This window comes from Sutterella sp. (genome assembly GCF_030539355.1).
GTDB lineage: Bacteria > Pseudomonadota > Gammaproteobacteria > Burkholderiales > Burkholderiaceae_F > Sutterella.
Window position 1 is genome coordinate 12,892 of record NZ_JAUNSF010000006.1, and the last position, 17,712, is coordinate 30,603.

The 17,712-nt window shown below is 66.7% G+C and carries 16 protein-coding genes and 1 tRNA gene; 9 read left to right on the plus strand and 8 right to left on the minus strand.

The window, feature by feature from the left end:
* The first annotated feature begins 1 nt into the window (after nt 1).
* Together Q4F91_RS02260 and tolA are read left to right on the plus strand one after the other, a co-directional pair.
* Nucleotides 2–433: an ExbD/TolR family protein gene (locus Q4F91_RS02260; protein ID WP_303334154.1), complete on the plus strand. Its 432-nt coding sequence runs from the start codon at nt 2–4 to the stop codon at nt 431–433.
* A gap of 20 nt (nt 434–453) precedes the next feature.
* Complete coding sequence (gene tolA / locus Q4F91_RS02265; protein ID WP_303334155.1) at nt 454–1,788, plus strand: cell envelope integrity protein TolA; 1,335 nt, start codon at nt 454–456, stop codon at nt 1,786–1,788.
* 162 nt (nt 1,789–1,950) lie between these two features.
* Here the strand turns inward: tolA and Q4F91_RS02270 are convergent, their stop codons facing one another.
* From Q4F91_RS02270 to rplU, 5 genes are all read right to left on the minus strand, one after another.
* Nucleotides 1,951–3,699, minus strand: a complete 1,749-nt coding sequence (locus Q4F91_RS02270; RefSeq protein ID WP_303334156.1) for a proline--tRNA ligase — start codon at nt 3,697–3,699, stop codon at nt 1,951–1,953.
* A 126-nt stretch (nt 3,700–3,825) separates the two neighbouring features.
* Nucleotides 3,826–4,944 (minus strand): glutamate 5-kinase, encoded by a 1,119-nt coding sequence (proB, locus tag Q4F91_RS02275; RefSeq protein WP_303334157.1) that lies wholly within the window; start codon nt 4,942–4,944, stop codon nt 3,826–3,828.
* A gap of 47 nt (nt 4,945–4,991) precedes the next feature.
* Nucleotides 4,992–6,083 (minus strand): Obg family GTPase CgtA, encoded by a 1,092-nt coding sequence (gene cgtA, locus Q4F91_RS02280; protein ID WP_303334159.1) that lies wholly within the window; start codon nt 6,081–6,083, stop codon nt 4,992–4,994.
* A 190-nt stretch (nt 6,084–6,273) separates the two neighbouring features.
* The gene (gene rpmA / locus Q4F91_RS02285; RefSeq protein ID WP_303334160.1) at nt 6,274–6,537 is read right to left on the minus strand and encodes a 50S ribosomal protein L27; all 264 of its coding nucleotides are present in this window, start codon (nt 6,535–6,537) and stop codon (nt 6,274–6,276) included.
* Between the two features lie 35 nt (nt 6,538–6,572).
* Nucleotides 6,573–6,884 (minus strand): 50S ribosomal protein L21, encoded by a 312-nt coding sequence (gene rplU / locus Q4F91_RS02290; protein ID WP_303334161.1) that lies wholly within the window; start codon nt 6,882–6,884, stop codon nt 6,573–6,575.
* A gap of 454 nt (nt 6,885–7,338) precedes the next feature.
* On the opposite strand from rplU, the gene Q4F91_RS02295 reads away from it, so the two are divergent.
* From Q4F91_RS02295 to Q4F91_RS02315, 5 genes are all read left to right on the plus strand, one after another.
* A complete protein-coding gene (locus Q4F91_RS02295; RefSeq protein WP_303334162.1) occupies nt 7,339–8,340 on the plus strand; it encodes a polyprenyl synthetase family protein in 1,002 nt (333 codons plus the stop codon).
* A gap of 19 nt (nt 8,341–8,359) precedes the next feature.
* Nucleotides 8,360–8,436: transfer RNA gene (locus Q4F91_RS02300), tRNA-Pro, on the plus strand.
* A gap of 235 nt (nt 8,437–8,671) precedes the next feature.
* Nucleotides 8,672–9,274 carry a dephospho-CoA kinase gene (gene coaE / locus Q4F91_RS02305; RefSeq protein ID WP_303334163.1) on the plus strand — a complete coding sequence of 201 codons (603 nt, stop codon included), beginning with the start codon at nt 8,672–8,674 and terminating at the stop codon, nt 9,272–9,274.
* Between the two features lie 116 nt (nt 9,275–9,390).
* Complete coding sequence (zapD, locus tag Q4F91_RS02310) at nt 9,391–10,167, plus strand: cell division protein ZapD (RefSeq protein ID WP_303334164.1); 777 nt, start codon at nt 9,391–9,393, stop codon at nt 10,165–10,167.
* Nucleotides 10,168–10,237: 70 nt separating this feature from the next.
* A complete protein-coding gene (locus Q4F91_RS02315) occupies nt 10,238–10,504 on the plus strand; it encodes a DNA gyrase inhibitor YacG (RefSeq protein WP_303334165.1) in 267 nt (88 codons plus the stop codon).
* A 75-nt stretch (nt 10,505–10,579) separates the two neighbouring features.
* Here Q4F91_RS02315 and Q4F91_RS13550 read toward each other — a convergent pair whose 3' ends face one another.
* Nucleotides 10,580–11,275, minus strand: coding sequence for an NUDIX domain-containing protein (locus Q4F91_RS13550; RefSeq protein ID WP_368660966.1), 696 nt, complete (start codon nt 11,273–11,275; stop codon nt 10,580–10,582).
* 104 nt (nt 11,276–11,379) lie between these two features.
* Here Q4F91_RS13550 and Q4F91_RS02325 point away from each other — a divergent pair, with 104 nt between their 5' ends.
* Together Q4F91_RS02325 and Q4F91_RS02330 are read left to right on the plus strand one after the other, a co-directional pair.
* Complete coding sequence (locus Q4F91_RS02325) at nt 11,380–12,339, plus strand: AraC family transcriptional regulator (RefSeq protein WP_303334166.1); 960 nt, start codon at nt 11,380–11,382, stop codon at nt 12,337–12,339.
* A gap of 84 nt (nt 12,340–12,423) precedes the next feature.
* Nucleotides 12,424–13,656 carry an MFS transporter gene (locus Q4F91_RS02330; protein ID WP_303334167.1) on the plus strand — a complete coding sequence of 411 codons (1,233 nt, stop codon included), beginning with the start codon at nt 12,424–12,426 and terminating at the stop codon, nt 13,654–13,656.
* On the opposite strand, the gene Q4F91_RS02335 is transcribed toward Q4F91_RS02330, so the two are convergent.
* Entirely contained in the window at nt 13,653–14,780 is a 1,128-nt protein-coding gene (locus Q4F91_RS02335) for a sugar ABC transporter permease (protein ID WP_303334168.1), read from the minus strand. The two genes, Q4F91_RS02330 and Q4F91_RS02335, sit on opposite strands and share 4 nt — an antisense overlap.
* Nucleotides 14,781–14,920: 140 nt before the next feature.
* A complete protein-coding gene (gene secA, locus Q4F91_RS02340) occupies nt 14,921–17,638 on the minus strand; it encodes a preprotein translocase subunit SecA (protein ID WP_303334169.1) in 2,718 nt (905 codons plus the stop codon).
* Between the last annotated feature and the right edge of the window lie 74 nt (nt 17,639–17,712).

Below are 17,712 nucleotides of genomic sequence, written 5' to 3' on the forward strand. Positions count from 1 at the left end.
CATGTCGCTCCGCAATTCCAGCCGCCGCCGCGGCATGATGGCCGAGATCAACGTCGTCCCCTACATCGACGTGATGCTCGTGCTCGTCGTCATCCTGATGGTCGCCGCGCCCTTCGTGAACCCGAGCGTGGTGAACCTCCCCTCGGTCAACAAGGCGTCGAACGCCCCCGAGAAGATCGTCGAGGTCATCGTCTACCCGGACGGGCGCATGGCGCTCCGTTCGGGGAAGCTCATGATCCCGACCGACATGCCGGGGCTGGTGAACGCCGTGCGCGAGGCGCAGGCCGATGACACCAAGACCCCCGTCGTCATCTCCGCGGACAAGGACGTCCGCTACGAGGATGTCATCAACGTGATGAAGGCGCTCCAGCGCGCCGAGATCGAGCGCGTCGGACTCTCGCTCAAGGTCGAGCGTCCGGCCGCCACGCGCTGACCGCCCGAGGGCCGAACGAGATGACACTTCAGATCGAGGACCAGACCACACAGCGATTCCGCAGCGACGACCGCAGGGACACCCTTCCGGCGGCCGTGCTCTCCGTTTTCGCCCATGCACTGCTCGCAGTCGGTCTCGTCTACGGCATCCAGTGGAACACGACCTCCGAGACGGTGTACGCCGAGCTCTGGGCACCCGAGGATGTTTCCGCGGGCGACGACCTCCAGGGCGTCGCCGAGAAGCAGCCCGAGGTGGAACAGGGAAAGGACGAGGAACAGGTCGAGGAGGAAAAGCCCGCCGAGCCTGAGCCCGCCCCCGAACCGGAGCCCAAGCCCGAACCCGAGCCGCAGCCTGAGCCTGAACCCGAGCCCGCGCCGCCGCCCGAGCCCGAGGGCCCCACGCCCGAGGAGCTTGCCGCGGCCGAGCAGGCGGCGGAAGCTCAGCGCCTCGAGGACGAGCGGATCGCCGAGGAGGCCCGCCAGGAGATGGAGGCCCGCCGTGCCGAGGCCGAACGCCTCGCCCTTGAGCGCGCCCGCGCCGAGGAGATCGAGCGCATGCGCGAGGAGGCCATCCAGGCCGAGCGCCGCCGCGCCGAGGAGGAGCAGCGCCGTCTCGAGGAGGAGCGCCTCGCCCAGGAACGCCTCGCCGAGGCCGCCCGCAGGGCCGAGGAGGAGCGCAAGGCCGAGGAGGCCCGCCGTGCCGAGGAAGCCCGGATCGCCGAGGAAAAGCGCATTGCCGAGGAGAAGCGCATCGCTGAGGAGAAGGCCGCCGCCGAGGCCGAGGCGAAGCGGATCGCCGAGGAACTCAGAAAGGCCGAGGAGGAACGCGTTGCCGAGGAGAAGCGTCTCGCTGAAGAGAAGCGCATCGCCGAGGAAAAGCGTGTCGCCGAGGAGAAGGCCGCCGCCGAGCGCAAGGCCCGCGAGGAGGCCGAGCGCCGCCGCATCGCGCAGCGCTTCCGTCAGCAGGAGCTCGCTCGCCTCGCCGCCAAGGCCGATCCCGACGCCGCCCGGTCCGGTCTCACCACCGGCGACCAGAGGAACGTCCGGCGCCTCACCGGCACGGCTCTGGCGACGTGGACGAGCCAGGTGCGCGCCTGCATCCGTCAGAACATCGTCTTCGACGTGCCCGCCACGACGAAGCGCGGCGAGATCACCGCGGAATACCGCCTCAGGCTCCTCCCCACGGGCGAGAAGCAGGGCGAGCCGCAGAAGCTCAAGGGCTCGCGCATGCCCGGCTACGACCGTGCGGTCGAGCGCGGCATCCGTCTCTGCAACTTTCCGCGCCCGCGCGGCGGCGAGCTGATCCCGCGCGAGATCACGCTCTCGTTCGACGCGGTAGAGGACAAGCAGCATTGATGCTCGTCAGCGTTCACTTCTGACTTCAGGCCCGGCATTCAGCTTCATGGATGCCGGGCCTTCCTTTTGCGGCCGCCCCAGACGGAAACGGGCCCGCCCCGGAGGACAGACCCGTTCAAAGAACTTGCTCAGTGCCCCGCCGGGGCACTGTCAGGGTTCAAATCAATTGCGCTTGATGCGCGAGGCGACGAAGTCGGCGGCCTCCTCGGCCTTCACCATCGTCTTCTCGGCGAGGTTCTCGCGGTCGGCGTACTCGAGTTCGCCGGACTTGAGGCCGCGGTCGCCGATGACGACGCGGTGCGGCACACCGATGAGCTCCCACTCGGCGAACATCACGCCCGGGCGCATGTCGCGGTCGTCGAGGATGACGTCCACGCCGCGCGCGAGGAGGTCCTCGTAGAGCTTGTCGGCGGCGGCGCGCACGGCCTCGCTCTTCGAGTAGTTCATCGGGCAGATGACGACTTCGAACGGAGCGATCGAATCGGGCCACATGATGCCCTTGTCGTCATGGCGCTGCTCGATCGCGGCGCCCGCGACGCGGGTGACGCCGATGCCGTAGCAGCCCATCTGGGCGGGCTTCGGCTGGCCGTTCTCGTCGAGGAAGTTGCACTGCATCGGAGCGGAATAGCGCGTGCCGAGGAAGAAGACGTGGCCCACCTCGATGCCGCGCTGCAGGCGCAGCGTGCCCTTGCCGTCCGGCGAGGCATCGCCCTCGACGACATTGCGCAGGTCCATCACCTTGGGCTCGGGGAGGTCACGGCCGAAGTTGACGCCCGTGTAGTGGTAGCCCTCCTCGTTGGCGCCGCAGCAGAAGTCGCTCATGTCGGCGGCGGTCTTGTCGGCGTAGACGGCGACGTCCTCGGAGAGGCCGATGGGGCCGAGGTAGCCCGGCTTCGAGCCGAAGGCGGCGAGGATCTCGGCGTCGGTGGCGAAGCGGAAGCCTTCCTTGAGCTCAGGAATATGGCCGGCCTTCACTTCGTTCAGGTCATGATCGGCACGCAGCAGCACAAGGACGATCTTCGCCGGGAGCGGCTCGCCCTTCTCGTCCACGCGGTCGGCGGCGAGCACGACGCTCTTGATCGAGGAGAGGAACGGGATGCCGAGGTACTCGGTGACGAGCTCGCACTTCTCCTTGCCCGGAGTGGCGCGCTTCTCCATCGTCTGCGCCGGGGCGGCGCGGCCGGGGAGCACGGAGCCCGCGTCGGCGAGCTCGATGTTGGCGGCGTAGTCCGAGTCCGGGCAGTACGCGATCACGTCCTCGCCGGCGTTGGCGATCACCTGGAACTCGTGCGAGCGCGAGCCGCCGATCGAGCCCGTGTCGGCGCGCACGGCGCGGAAGACGAGGCCGATGCGGCTGAAGATGCGCTGGTAGGCGGCGTACATCTTGTCGTAGGACTTGCCGGCCGCTTCCTCGTCACGGTCGAACGAGTAGGCGTCCTTCATCGTGAACTCGCGGCCGCGCATCACGCCGAAGCGGGGACGGCGCTCATCGCGGAACTTCGTCTGGATGTGATAGAAGTTCACCGGCATCTGGCGCCAGCTCTTGATCTCCTGACGGGCGACGTCGGTGATCACCTCCTCGGAGGTCGGCTGGATCACGAAGTCACGCATGTGACGGTCCTTGATGCGAAGGAGCTCGGGGCCGTACTTCTCCCAGCGGCCGGTCTCCTGCCAGAGCTCGGCAGGCTGCACCATCGGCATGAGAAGCTCGATCGCGCCGGCGCGGTTCATCTCCTCGCGGATGATGCGCTCGATCTTGCGGATGACGCGCAGGCCGAGCGGCATGTAGGTGTAGACGCCCGCGGCAAGCTTCTTGATCATGCCGGAGCGGATCATGTACTGCTGGCTGATGACGTCAGCGTCAGCGGGGGCCTCTTTGAGAGTCGAAATGAAAAAGGAACGGGCTCGCATAGGAATGGAACTTGAGCTCCCGCGGGTCTCTCTGAAGAAGAGTCCGCAGGACCGTCATTGCAGTGAAACCGCGCCTTTCCCCTCGGGGTCAGGCGCGGACGGAAAAAGAATCGGGATATTTTAAGGTCAGAGCACCACGAGGTTGTCGCGGTGGATCATCTCGGGCGTGTCGCACGCGCCGAGGATCCGCACGATGTCCTCGGTGTGGGCGCGGCAGATGCGCTTCGCGTCATCGCTCGAGTAGCTCACGAGCCCGCGGGCGACCTCGCGGCCCTCGTCGTCGATGCAGCTGACGCACTCGCCGCGGACGAACTCGCCCTCGACCGAACGCACGCCCACGGGAAGAAGCGACGTGTGCCCGTCGCGCAGCGCCCGCACGGCGCCGGCGTCAAGGACGAGCTTCCCCGACGAGCGAAGGTGGTCGGCGATCCACTGCTTGCGGGCGTGGAGCACCGAGGCGGCGGGCTTCAGGTGCGTGCCGATCTGCTCGCCCGTGGCGAGGCGCACGAGGACGTTCTCCTCGCGGCCCGAGGCGATGATCGTGCCGGCGCCGGAGCGCGCAGCGCGCTTCGCGGCGAGGATCTTCGTGATCATGCCGCCCTTGGAGAGCTTGCTCGCGGCACCGCCCGCCATGGCCTCGAGGGCCGGGTCGCCCGCGACGGCGTCGGAGACGAACTTCGCCTCCGGGTTCGAGCGGGGATCGGCCGTGTAGAGGCCCCTCTGGTCGGTGAGGATCACGAGGACGTCGGCCTCGATCAGGTTCGTGACGAGCGCGCCCAGGGTGTCGTTGTCGCCCACCTTGATTTCCTCGGTCACCACGGTGTCGTTCTCGTTGATGACGGGGACGACGCCGAGCGAGAGGAGCTCAATGAGGGTCATGCGGGCGTTGAGGTACTGCTCGCGGTCGGCGAGGTTCGCGTGCGTCAGCAGAATCTGCGCCGTGCCGATGCCGTGGCGGGCGAAGTGCTCCTCGTAGGCCTGCACGATGCCCATCTGGCCCACGGCGGCTGCAGCCTGCAGTTCACAGACGCGCGACGGTCGCTCGGTCCAGCCGAGGCGCTTCATGCCCTCGACGATGGCGCCCGAGCTCACGAGGACTACCTCGCGGCCCATGCGCCTCAGTTCCGAAATCTGGCGTGCCCAGAGCTCGATCGCCTTGATGTCGACGCCGCGCCCCTCGTTCGTGACGAGCGCGCTGCCGACCTTGACCACGATGCGTTTCGCGTCAGTGAGAAGTGATGCCATTGGTTAGCCTTCCCGGTGTGTCAGTGCAGGTTGCGTGAGAGGAGATGTCAGTCCGCGGTCGGATCGAACGGTTCCGCGGCGACCTCGGTGAAGCGCTCGTCATCGAGGAACTCGCGCTCGCGGCGGCGGTCCTCGTCGATCTTCTCGGCGAGCTTGTTGATGAGCTCGGAGAGTCCCTCGCGGGTCGCGGCCGAGACGGCGAAGACGGGCTCGTGCTCACGGGCGAAGGCCGTGCGGAACTTCTCGACGAGCTCCTCGCGGTCCTCCTCCTGCACGAGGTCCATCTTGTTGAGCACAACCCAGCGCGGCTTCGCGGCGAGCTCCGGATCGTACTTCTCGAGCTCCGCGACGAGCGCGTGGGCCTGCTCGAAGGGGTCGACCGAGTCGTCGAACGGGCAGGCGTCGATCACGTGGAGCAGCACCTTCGTGCGCGAGAGGTGACGCAGGAAGAGGTGACCGAGACCCGCGCCCTCCGCGGCGCCCTCGATCAGACCCGGGACGTCGGCGAGCACGAAGCTCTGCTCCGGGCCCACGCGGACGACGCCGAGATGCGGGTGCAGCGTCGTGAAGGGATAGTCGGCGATCTTCGGACGGGCGTTCGAGACGGCCGAGATCAGCGTCGACTTGCCGGCGTTCGGCATGCCGAGCAGACCCACGTCAGCGAGGACCTTGAGCTCAAGCTCGAGCGAGCGGTACTGGCCGGGCTCGCCCGGGGTGAACTGGCGCGGCGCGCGATTGACCGAGCTCTTGAAGTGCAGGTTGCCTAAGCCGCCCTTGCCGCCCGCGGCAAGCAGCGCCTTGGCGCCGTGTTCGGCCAAGTCGGCGATCACCTCGCCCGTGTCCGTGTCGCGGATGATGGTGCCCACGGGCATGCGCAGCTCGATGTCCTTGCCGCCCGCGCCGTAGCAGTCCGCGCCGCGGCCGTTTTCACCGGCGGGAGCGAAGAACTTGCGCGTGTACTGGTAGTCCACGAGCGTGTTGATGTTGCGGTCCGCGATGGCCCAGACGGAACCGCCGCGACCACCGTCGCCGCCGTCAGGACCGCCCTTCGGGATGAACTTCTCACGGCGGAAGCTCGCGGCGCCGTTGCCGCCCTTGCCGCCCTGGACCTCGATTCTGGCTTCGTCGACGAATTTCACAGTTGAACCTCGATTGGTCGGGGTTGAGAATTTGGTGTTTGCTGAGATAGCGAAGAAAAAAGCCCAGCCGGAGATCCGCGCTGGGCTTTTCTTGCGTGTCCGGAACCGGACTTTCCTCGCCCGAGACGTTTCTCTCAGGCGGTGTGTCCGGTTACTTCCGGCCGGCTGATCTCGTCAGTGATGCGGGAGATCAGAGGGCCGTCGGCTCGACGTGAACGTACTGGCGATGGAACGCGCCCTTCACCTCGAAACGGACGATGCCGTCGCAGAGAGCGTAGAGGGTGTAGTCCTTGCCCGTGCCGACATTGTCGCCGGCGTGGAACTGCGTGCCGCGCTGACGGACGATGATGCCGCCGGCGTTGATGGCCGCGTTGCCGAAAACCTTCACACCAAGGCGCTTCGCCTTGGAATCACGACCGTTGCGGGTGGAGCCGCCGCCTTTCTTATGTGCCATTTTTCAGTGCTCTAGAAAGAAAAGGATTGATTGAATCAAGCGTTGATCGCGTCGATGCGGACCTCGGCGAAGTACTGGCGATGACCGCCCGACTTCATGGAGTGCTTGCGACGACGGAACTTGAAGATGCGGACCTTGTCGGTGCGGCCGATGCGAACGATCGTGCCCTTGACGGAGGCGCCCTCGACGACGGGCTTGCCGACCTTGAGGCCGTCCTCGCCGGAGACGGCGAGCACTTCGCTGAAGGTCACTTCCGTGTCGGCGTCCTGGCCGAGAAGCTCGACCTGAACGAGATCGCCGACGCTCACGCGGTACTGCTTACCGCCGGTCTTGATGATTGCGTACATTGGATAAAACCTCGCCGCCCTGCTTCGGCTTCCCTCACTGCCCGGAGGCAGATCGGTCTGCGTTTGCAGAGCCTTTTTGTACTCGGCGTGCCCTCGTGGCCGGAGCGGATCCCCGGAACCGCACGGCGGGAACGCCCAATGCGTGGAAAGACGCGCATTATTTCACCCGCGCATTCCGCGCGTCAAGCGCAACGGCCGAATTTTTTTAGTTTTTCCGCCGCCCCGCGGGACCGCCCCGGAAACGCCGTCCGGGGCGCCCCGGATCCCGCCCCTCGGGCGTGTCCGGGTCAGTGTTCCGTATTCCTCCCGCAGCCCCGGATCCCCTGTCGCAGTTTGCTTCCGGGCATGCCGCCTGCGGCAGATGCCTTCGCTATACTTTTTCTTTCGTTTGACGGAATTTCTCCGGCGGGCCTTCCCTGCCCGCCCAACCCGAACCGAATTCAACGGACAACTGATGACGACCCAGACCTCTCCCTCCGAGGATCCCAAGGCGCTTGTTCGCAAACTGCTCGCGCCGATCGCCGCCGACATGAAGGCCGTGGATGACTGCATCCGCGCCGAGCTCGCGAGCGACGTGAGCCGCATGCACGAGATCAGCGACTACATCACGAGCGCCGGCGGCAAGCGCATGCGCCCCGCGCTCCTCATCCTCATCTGCCGCGCGCTCGGCTACAAGGGTGATCTCTGCAACTACCTCGGCGCGACGATCGAGCTGCTGCACACCGCCACGCTCATGCACGACGACGTGGTCGACAAGAGCGAGATGCGCCGCGGCCGCCCGACGGCCAACGCCCGCTGGGGCAACGGCGCCGCGGTTTTGGTCGGTGACTTCCTCTACACGCGCAGCTTCCAGATGATGGTCCGCGCGGGGAACCTCCGCGTGATGAAGGCGCTCGCCGACGCGGCGAACCGCCTCTCCGAGGGCGAGGTGATCCAGATGGTGAACGCCCACGACCCGACGGTCGACGAGGCGCGCTACTTCCGCGTGATCGAGCGCAAGACCGCCTGCCTCTTCGAGGCCGGCGCCCGCATGGCTGCGGCAATCGCCGACTGCCCCTCCGAGCAGGAGGAGGCCGTCGCCGAGTACGCGCTCGCGCTCGGCAACGCCTTCCAGATCGCCGACGACATCCTTGACTACACGGGTGTCGCGGCCGACATCGGCAAGAACCTCGGCGGCGACCTCGCCGAGGGCAAGATGACGCTCCCGCTCATCTACGCCCGCGACCTCTCCGCCCCCGAGGACCGTGCTCTGATCGAGGAGGCGGTGAAGGCCGGTCACGGAGACTTTGACAAAATCACTTCGATTGTGATAAAGTGCGGAGCTCTTGACCGATGCAAGACGCGAGCGGAAGCGGAGCTCGAGCGAGGCCGAAAGGCTCTTTCGAAACTTCCCCCTTCCATTTTCAACTCAAGTCTGCTAGAATTGCTGTCCTTCACTGTTCGACGTGATCGATAAGCGAGAACGGTAAAGAAATCGGGGTGTAGCTCAGCCTGGTAGAGTACTACGTTCGGGACGTAGGAGTCGGAGGTTCGAATCCTCTCACCCCGACCAGGATTTCAAAAAGGCGCTGTTCCAATGGAACGGCGCCTTTTTCTTTGCCTGAAAATCATGCAGTTGCGGAATTCCACCTCGCGCGGACTTGCACAATTCTGTCCGGATCACTGCACAGCGAAAGTTTTTTGCTCACAAGGATGCTCACAACGGGGCAGGACGGCTCCGGGCGATACACTTTCGCAGACGGCCGCTCGTCGGCCGGTCTTTTCTCTCTCGGAATTCGGAGGTGCGCATGGGCTGGGTACTCGGACTCACGGGCGGAGCGGGCTCAGGAAAGAGCACCGCGGCCGCGGTGCTCTCACAGATGGGCTTCCCCATTGTTGACGCCGACGCGGTCTCGCGTTCGCTCACCGCCGCGGGCGGCGGCGCGATGCCGGCGATCGTCGAGCGTTTCGGCGCGGAGATGGCGGCGCCTGACGGTGCGCTTGACCGTGCGCGCATGCGCGAGCTTGTCTTCCGCGACCCGGCGGCCCGCCGCGACCTCGAGGCGATCATTCACTCGAGGCTAGAGAAAATCGTCGCTGAGCAGTTCGCGGAAGCGTTCCGCACCTTTCCCATCGCGGTCTATGACTGCCCCCTCCTCATCGAGAGTCCCGCGGCCCGTGCAAGAGCTCAGCGCATCCTCGTCATTGACACGCCCGAGGAGATTCAGATCGCCCGCCTCGGCACCCGCTCCGGTCTTTCGCCCGACGCAGCCCGAAGACTTCTGGCCGCCCAGGTTTCGCGCCGCGACAGGCTTCTCGCGGCCGACGACATCATCGTCAACGACTGCGGCAGAGCGGAGTTCGAGGCCCGTGTGCATCGCTACGGCGAGACACTCTTGAATAGTCTCTGAAATGTTTTCCACATTTAAAGAAATCACACAAGCCTCGCCTCTCTAGGGTAGGATTGAGAGGTTGCAACCAACATTTCACTGTCAGCGCGGCCTCCCCTCAGCCCATCCCACGCCACATGCAGACATCCGGCCAGCTTCTTTACGAGTTTCCCTTCAGCGAGAAGGTTCGCTTCTATCTGAGGTTCGAGACGCTCGCCCGTCGCTATCTGTGGTTCGTTGAGCAGAACTCCCCGATCGCCCACCAGTCCGCGATCGGCACGCTCTTTGATCTCTCGGACGTCGCCGCCCGCAGCGACCTGAAGAACGACCTTGTGAAGGAGCTCTCGCGCGAGCAGCGCGACCTCGAGGCGCAGCGCGCCCAGAGCGCAGGGGACGCCGTGACAAGCGACGAGCTCACGCGCCGCATCGAGGAGCTGAAGCTCGTCTCCCGGCAGGTCACGCAGATCGTCGGCCGCTCGGGCCAGAACATCCGCGACCTGCAGTGGCTGCAGCTCGTGCGGAACCGCCAGCCCCTGCCGGGCGGCACGTGCGAGTTCGACATGCCGTTCCTGCATTTCTGGCTCGCCCAGTCCGCCGAGGAACGCCGCCGCGAGCTCCGCGAGCTCTCCGCGACCCTCTCCCCCACGATCAATGCCGTGGCGATCATCCTGCGCCATCTGCGCAGCACGACCGAGATGCACAATGCCCACGCCGTCAAGGGCGTGGCACAGGTTCCGGTGAACGGCCGCAACTACAGCCTCTGCCGCATCTGGATCCGCTCCGGGAGCAACCTGATCCCCGAGGTGAGCGCGAACAAGTTCGCCCTCTTCATCCGCCTCTCGCGCCCGGACGAACAGCACATCCTCCACTACACGACCGAGGAGATAGACTTTCAGATCGGCCTTTGCCACTGAGAAAGTCCTTCTCTCCCAAGCTGAAACCATTTTCTGAAGCGCCCGGTCGGGCGCTTCTGCTTCTCAAACGATGAAAGTCCCCTGCCCCGTCTGCGGCACGACCGCGGAGTACTCCCCCTCGAACCCCTGGCGCCCGTTCTGCAGCGAGCGCTGCAAGTTGATCGACCTCGGCGAATGGGGGACCGACGGCTACCGTATCGCGGGCGAGCCGGGCAGCGCCGACCGCATGTCGCCCGAGGACCTCGAGGACGCCGCCCTGCGCGCCGCCGAGCTGGCCGCGAAGAACGCGGCCCGTGAGGGCGCCCGCAAAAACGGCGCCCGAGGGCGCCGTCGCTGATCGCCCGGATTTTCTCCCCCGGGCGGGGAATTTCTCGCGGGGCTCCGTCCGTGACGGAGCCTTCCGGAGAGTGATTTAAAGCACCGGCTTCACGCCGTGCGCGCCGCGTGCCTGCCACTTGGCGAGGTCAGCGGCGGGAGCGCCGTCCACATAGGTCGGGATGCGCGGCTCGCCCTTGTCAAGCAGGCTGTCGAAGGCCTCGGGCGGGACGATGACGAAGTCATAGTCCATGGCGACGGCCTTGAGCACGTCGTCGAGCGTCTCGGCGCGGGCGCCGACCCAGCGGTAGTGACGGTCACGGATGATCGTCGCCTGAAGCGCGTGGCGCGAGAGCGTCAGCGTGTCGGCGTCCTCCTCGAAGACCTCGGGGAGCTCGACGCGGTTGACGATCGCAAGGTCAACGGGGAGCATCACGCCGGGCGTGCGCTCGCTCGCGGCGAAGAAGCCGCACTGCTGGCCTTCCTTCGGCTCCGGGGTGCCGACGAACTCGTGCGAGCGACGGAAATGAAGACGCACGTGCGCATGCGGATAGCGGTGCTCCTTGACGAACCAGGGGGTGGAATCCGCCAGCGCCACGCCGAGCTCCTCGCTGAGCTCACGCGCGAGCGCCTGATGAACGGACTCGCCGTCCTCAAGCTTGCCGCCCGGGAACTCCCAGTAGCCGGCGTAGGGCTTGCCCTCGGGGCGGGAAGCCAGAAGCATCTTGCCGTCTTCGCGAATCAGCACGCCGACGGCGACATCAACAACCTTGTCGCTCACAATATTCTCCATGTGTGCGCGCATGTTCTTGCATTTTGCGCGCGCAATCTTCATTGTCTCCTATTCGCGAGATTTTTGCCTCGACCGATTGCTTATCTCGCGCAGAGGAACCTCAAATGACCGACCTTCTCTCCGGATTCCTGGAGGCGCTCTCGCCGCGCTGCTACGTCACGACGGGCTTCTCCGCCCGCACGGGCCTCGCCTGGCTCTTCCCCGGCTTCGACGGCCTCAAGCTCATCAGCGTCGAGCGCGGCGCCTTCTTCTGCTCGCCGGGCGAGGGCGTGCCGCGCCTCGAGCTCGCGCCCGGCGACTGCATCGCGCTCCTGCGGCCCCACAACTACGTGCTCGCCACCTCGGCCGATGCGGAGGCGGTGCTCGCCTCAACCGTTCCCTACCGGCGCGAGCACGGACTCGCGCAGTACGGCGGCGACGACGTGATCACGTTCGCGGGCAAGATGATGCCCGACCCCGCGGTGGCGGAGCTCTTCTTCGCGGCTCTGCCCGCCCACTTCGTCATTCCGCGCGAGGCCGGGGGCGAATCGATCGGGCGGCTGATGCGCGAGATCCATGCCGAGCGCGAGGAGGAGCGCCCGGGCGGCGAGTGGGCCGTGAAGCGCCTGATTGACCTCGTGATGCTCTCAGTGCTCCGCTTCGCGCTCGAGCACGAGTCGGTCGTGAGCACGGGGCTCTTCCGGGCGATGCGCGCCCCCGGTCTGCGCCGGGCGCTCATCGGCATCCACGACGCGCCCGAGCGCGCTTGGACACTCGCCGACCTCGCGCACGAGGCGGGCATGTCGCGCTCGCGCTTTGCCGAGCACTTCCGCACGGCCATGGGCGTGCCGCCCCTCGAATACCTGATGCGCTGGCGCGTGCGGCTCGCCGTCCGGCGACTGCGCGACACGGACGAGCCCGTCAAGGCCGTCGCCGCGAAGCTCGGGTTCTCGTCCGCCAACACGTTCTCCAACGCCTTCCGGCGCATTGAAGGCATGTCGCCGGTCGAGAGCCGCGAAAAGACGCGCGAGCTGCTCTCGGCCCGCCTCGGGCCCTATGCGCCGCCCGACGAATCTGGATTCTGAGTGTAGAAAAACGGATTTTCAGCCATCGAAAATCCCATCCGTGGTTCCTAGACTGACCTCCGACATCTCTTCGGTCCCGGAACCATGCAGCCTGACAGCATCCCGCGCCGCGGTCTCACCTTCGCCGCGGCCACGCTCTCCATCCTCCTCGCCTTCGGCGCCTCGGCGCTTCCCGTGCCGCTCATGGGGCTCTGGACGGCGGAGTTCGGTCTCGACACCGCCGAAGTCGGCATGACGGTGATCGCCTATGTCGTCGGCTGTTTCCTTACGTTGCTGACGCTCGCGCGCCTCTCCGAGGCGGTCGGCCGCCGCATGGCGGTGATGATCTCGGCGGCCCTCGGCTGCGCGGCGACGCTCTGCTTCCTCTTCGCCGACTCGGCCGTGCTCCTCATGATCGGGCGGCTGCTTCAGGGCTTTGCCTGCGGACTCGTCAGCACGGCCGCGATGAGCTGGGCCGTCGACAGCGCGCCCGACCGCGCGCCCTGGCTCGGCACTGCTGTGAGCGCCGCCGGACCGCTCACGGGCTTCATCATCGCCACGGTCGCGGGAGGCGCGCTCCTCTCGGGCGGCCTCGCCGGCCCGGTCGGCATCTTCGCGGGGCTTCTCGTGATTCAGGTGCTCTCGGCCGCACTTGTTCTCGCCGCCTCGGAGACGCTTCCCGCCCGCGGCTTCGGCGGGTTCCTGCGGCCCGGCTTCATTCCGCCTGCCGGGAGCGGCAGAAAACTCTTGCTCGCAGGCGTCGGACTCGTCAGCACCAACGCGCTCACCTGCTTCTTCCAGGGGTTCTCCGCGCGCGTTGCGCTTGAGCTCTGGGGCGCGGACGCGCCGGTTGCGATGCTCGCGAGCGTCGTCTATCTCGCGCTCATCGTCCCCAACGCCGCCGCAGGGTTCGCCGTCTCGAAGTTCAATCCCCTCAGGTTCTACCTTCCGCTCGGGATTCTCTACGCCGTCACGGGAAGCCTCGCCTTTCTCGCGATCGCGGAAACCTGCGCCGCGGGTTTCCTCATCTCCGTGATGATCTGCGGCATCGCGCAGGGCGGCCTCAACGCGTTCTCGCTCAAGATCCTGCTCGCGGGCTCAAGGATCGAGGAACGCGCGCGGCTCCTCGCCGCGGTCTACCTCGTGAGCTACCTCGGCACCGGCATCCCGAACCTCGTCATCATGAGCTTCGGGCGGGATGCAGACTTCACGATGATCGCGCTCGGGTTCGCCGGCTGGTTCGCGATGACACTGATTGCGATCTGTTTTTCTCTAGCCCGCGTTCGGCGCGAAGCGACAGCTCACGGTGAGGCTCTGCGCACCTGCCCGTCCGCCTAGGCCCGGACGCGGAAGACGCCGCCCGAGCGGCCACGGCCGAGCTCAACGCGGAGCGGCTTGCCGCCCGCGAGCCAGGCCGCGACGGCTTCCGGCGAGAGCTTTCCCGCCGGGCGCATGCCCGTGAGGAAGACCTCGTCGCCCACCATCGCCCGCACAGGCGTACGCTCGAGTCCCACGGCCTCCGAGGTGAGGAGCGCCGCCCAGATGCGGTCGGAGAGCGTCTCCGCGGCGTTCTCCGCGCCCTCGATCTCCGAGCGGACGCCGGCGAGCGCCTGCGCGAGGCGCGCCATCATGAGCGCGCCCTCGGCGGGGCTTTCCGTCCCCTCGAGCTGTACCGCGAGAGTTCCCCTTGCAGCGGTGCGTCGCGCGAGCTGCTCGAGCGCAATCCGCATGCCCGCCTGCAGGGGCTCGAGTCGCGGATCCTCCACGGAATCGATCTCGAGGAGCCCGTGCGTGCCGAGCGCGAGCACGATAAGCGCGTCCCCGGGCGCAGGGCCTTCGCAGGCGCGCTCCGCCGCGGGGCCGGCGAGCCAGAGCGCCTCGATGAGCCACTCAAGCACGGGGCGGGTCACCGCGGCGTTCGTGGCGACGATCCACACGCGCGAGCCGAAACGCGGCGCGGTGAGCGACCCCGCGCCGATCTCCACCGGGCCCTCGCCCGTGAAGAAGGGCACGCCCACGAACTCGCATCCCGCGCCCGCGGGCGCCGCCTTTTCCTCGGCCGCGAGCGCCGCCTTCAGGTCCTCCCAGCGCGCCGCCATCGGCGCGTGAACCATCGCGGGGCCGGCCGCGGCGGTGACGAGGTTCGTCTCCGCCACCGAGAGCAGCTCCGCGGCGCCGTGCCGGAAACCCTCCGCGGCGCCCGTCGAGACCGGGCCCATGCCCGTCATGCCTTCGGAGAGCGTGACCACGAGCCGCGTGCAGATCGTGCGCTCGCGGTCGCCCGCGGCCTGCGTGAGGAGCAGTGGCATCCCGTCCTCGGCGACAACGCCCTGGCCGAGGCCCGCCCTCGCGGTCCGGGCGGTCCAGGTCGCGGTCGCGGGGAGGAAAGCAATGTGCGCCTTGCCCGAGGGCGCCGAGCGCCAGACGAGGCCGCTCACGTTGAAGTCCTGGGAAAAGCGCATGGGAGTTTCCTTTTGGGAAGGAGAAGAAAAAACTTCGCCCGGCCGCCGATGCATTTCTTTTCGAAAGCACACCGGAAAAGCCGGGCGTTCTTCCGGGAGCCTCGGAGGAGGTCCCCGGTCAGGCAGTCACGATCCTGCTATCAGGCGAGCCTGCCGTGGCAGTCCTTGAAGCGACGGCCCGAACCGCAGGGGCAGGGGTCATTGCGGCCGGCGTGGCGGAAGAGCTCGCGCAGGCGCTCGTCGTCGGTGGCCGTGTCGGTCGGGGCGGGAGCGGGCTGAGCGGCCTGGGCGGCGTCGGCACGGGCCTCGCCCTGGGCGATCGCGGCGTCCTGGGCGGCCTGGGCCTCCTCGGGCATGCGGATCTCGACGCGCATGAGCACCGAGGTCGTCGTCTCGCGGATCGTGTCGAGCAGGCGCTCGAACATGCTGAAGGCCTCGCGCTTGTACTCCTGCTTCGGCTGCTTCTGGGCGTAGCCGCGCAGATAGATGCCCTGACGAAGCGCGTCGAGAGCGGCGATGTGCTGGCGCCAGAGCTGGTCGATGACCTGCAGAAGCACCGAGCGGCCGAAGCCGGCGAAGCCCTCGTGGCCCACGAGCTGTTCCTTCGCCTCGTAGATCTCGTTCACGCGGGCGATGAGCGCGGCGAGCAGATCGTCGTCCGTCGTCTGATCGTTCTCGTCGAGCATCTTCTGGAACGGCATGTCGATGCCGAAGTCGTTGACGAGCTTCTCGCCGAGGCCCTTGAGATCCCACTGTTCCTCGACGGTCTGCTCGGGCACGAAGCTGCGGAAGAGATCGGTGAAGTAGCCCTCGCGCAGGTTCTTCGTGAGCTCGGAGACGTCGGTGGCCTCGAGAATCTCGTTGCGCAGACCGTAGATCTCGTGACGCTGGTCGTTCTGGACGTCGTCGAACTCAAGGAGCTGCTTGCGGATGTCGTAGTTGCGGCCCTCGACCTTGCGCTGCGCCGACTCGATCATGCGGGTGAGCATCTTCGACTCGATCGCGACGCCCGGCTCGAGCTTCAGGCGGTCGGCGATGGCGCGCATGCGGTCGCCGCCGAAGATGCGCAGGAGCTGGTCCTCCATCGAGAGGTAGAAGCACGACGAGCCCGGGTCGCCCTGACGGCCGGAACGGCCGCGGAGCTGGTTGTCGATACGGCGGGACTCGTGGCGCTCGCTGCCGATGATGCGGAGACCCCCGGCCTTCACGACTTCCTCGTGCAGAACCTGCCAGTCGGCCTTCACGGCGGCGACGCGGGCCTTCTTTTCCTCGTCGGAAAGCTCCGGATTGAGCTCGATCTCGTCGACGGCCTTGTTGATGCCGCCGCCCAAGACGATGTCGGTGCCGCGGCCGGCCATGTTCGTGGCGATCGTCACCATGCCGGGACGGCCGGCCTCGAGGACGATCTGGGCTTCCTTCTCGTGCTGCTTGGCGTTCAGCACGTTGTGCGGGATGCCTTCCTTCGTGAGGAGCTTCGAGAGGACCTCGGAGTTCTCGATCGACGTGGTGCCGAGCAGGACCGGCTGGCCCTTGGCGTGGCAGGCCTTCACGTCGGCGACGATCGCGGCGTACTTCTCACCGACGGTGCGGTAGACCTTGTCCTGCTCGTCGATGCGGATCATCTTGCGGTGGGTCGGGATCACGACGGTCTCGAGGCCGTAGATGTCCTGGAACTCGTAGGCCTCGGTGTCGGCCGTGCCGGTCATGCCAGAGAGCTTCTCGTACATACGGAAGTAGTTCTGGAACGTGATCGACGCCATCGTCTGGTTTTCCTGCTGGATGCGCACGCCTTCCTTGGCCTCGACGGCCTGATGGATGCCCTCGCTCCAGCGGCGGCCCGGCATCAGTCGGCCGGTGAACTCGTCGACGATGACGATCTCGCCGTTCTGCACGACGTACTGCTGGTCGCGGTGGAAGAGGTTGTGCGCCTTCAAGGACGCCATCAGGTGATGCATCAGGATGATGTTCTTCGGCGAATAGAGCGACTCGCCCTCGGAGACGAGGCCGCGCTGCGCAAGGATCTGCTCGAGCTTCTCGTGGCCGGCTTCCGAGATGTAGACCTGGTGGGCCTTCTCGTCGACCCAGAAGTCGCCCTCGCCCTTCTCCTCGGCCTGACGCGTCAGCATCGGCGGGATCTCGTTGATGCGCTGGTAGAGCTCGGTGTTGTCATCGGCCGGGCCCGAGATGATGAGCGGCGTTCTCGCCTCGTCGATGAGGATCGAGTCCACTTCGTCGACGATCGCGTAGTAGAGCCCGCGCTGACGACGGCCTTTGATGTCGTACTCCATGTTGTCGCGCAGGTAGTCGAAGCCGAACTCGTTGTTCGTGCCGTACGTGATGTCGCACGCATAAGCCGCGCGCTTCGTCTCGGTGTCCTGCTGCGTGAGGATCTTGCCGACGGTGAGGCCGAGCCAGTTGTAGACACGGCCCATCCAGTCCGCGTCACGCGAGGCGAGGTAGTCGTTCACCGTGACGACGTGGCAGCCCTTGCCGGGAAGGGCGTTGAGGTACACGGCGAGCGTCGCGGTGAGGGTCTTGCCCTCGCCCGTGCGCATTTCGGCGATCTTGCCGTCGTTCAGCACCATGCCGCCGATCAGCTGCACGTCGAAGTGGCGCATGCCGAGCACGCGGCGGCTCGCCTCGCGCATCACGGCGAAGGCCTCCGGGAGCAGGTCGTCGGTGGTCGCGCCCTGGGCGATGCGGTCACGGAATTCCTGTGTCTTGCCCTGCAGCTCTGCGTCCGAGAGCGCCTGCATGGCAGGCTCGAGCTTGTTGATCTGCGCGACCTTGCGCTGATACTGCTTGATCAGCCGGTCATTGCGGCTGCCGAAGATCTTGGTTAAAAGTTCGTCAAACATCGTTACTCTGATCGAGGAATTCGCGCGCCGCCCTCATTGCTGAGGGGCGCATCATGCGCCTGAGGGCTCACCTC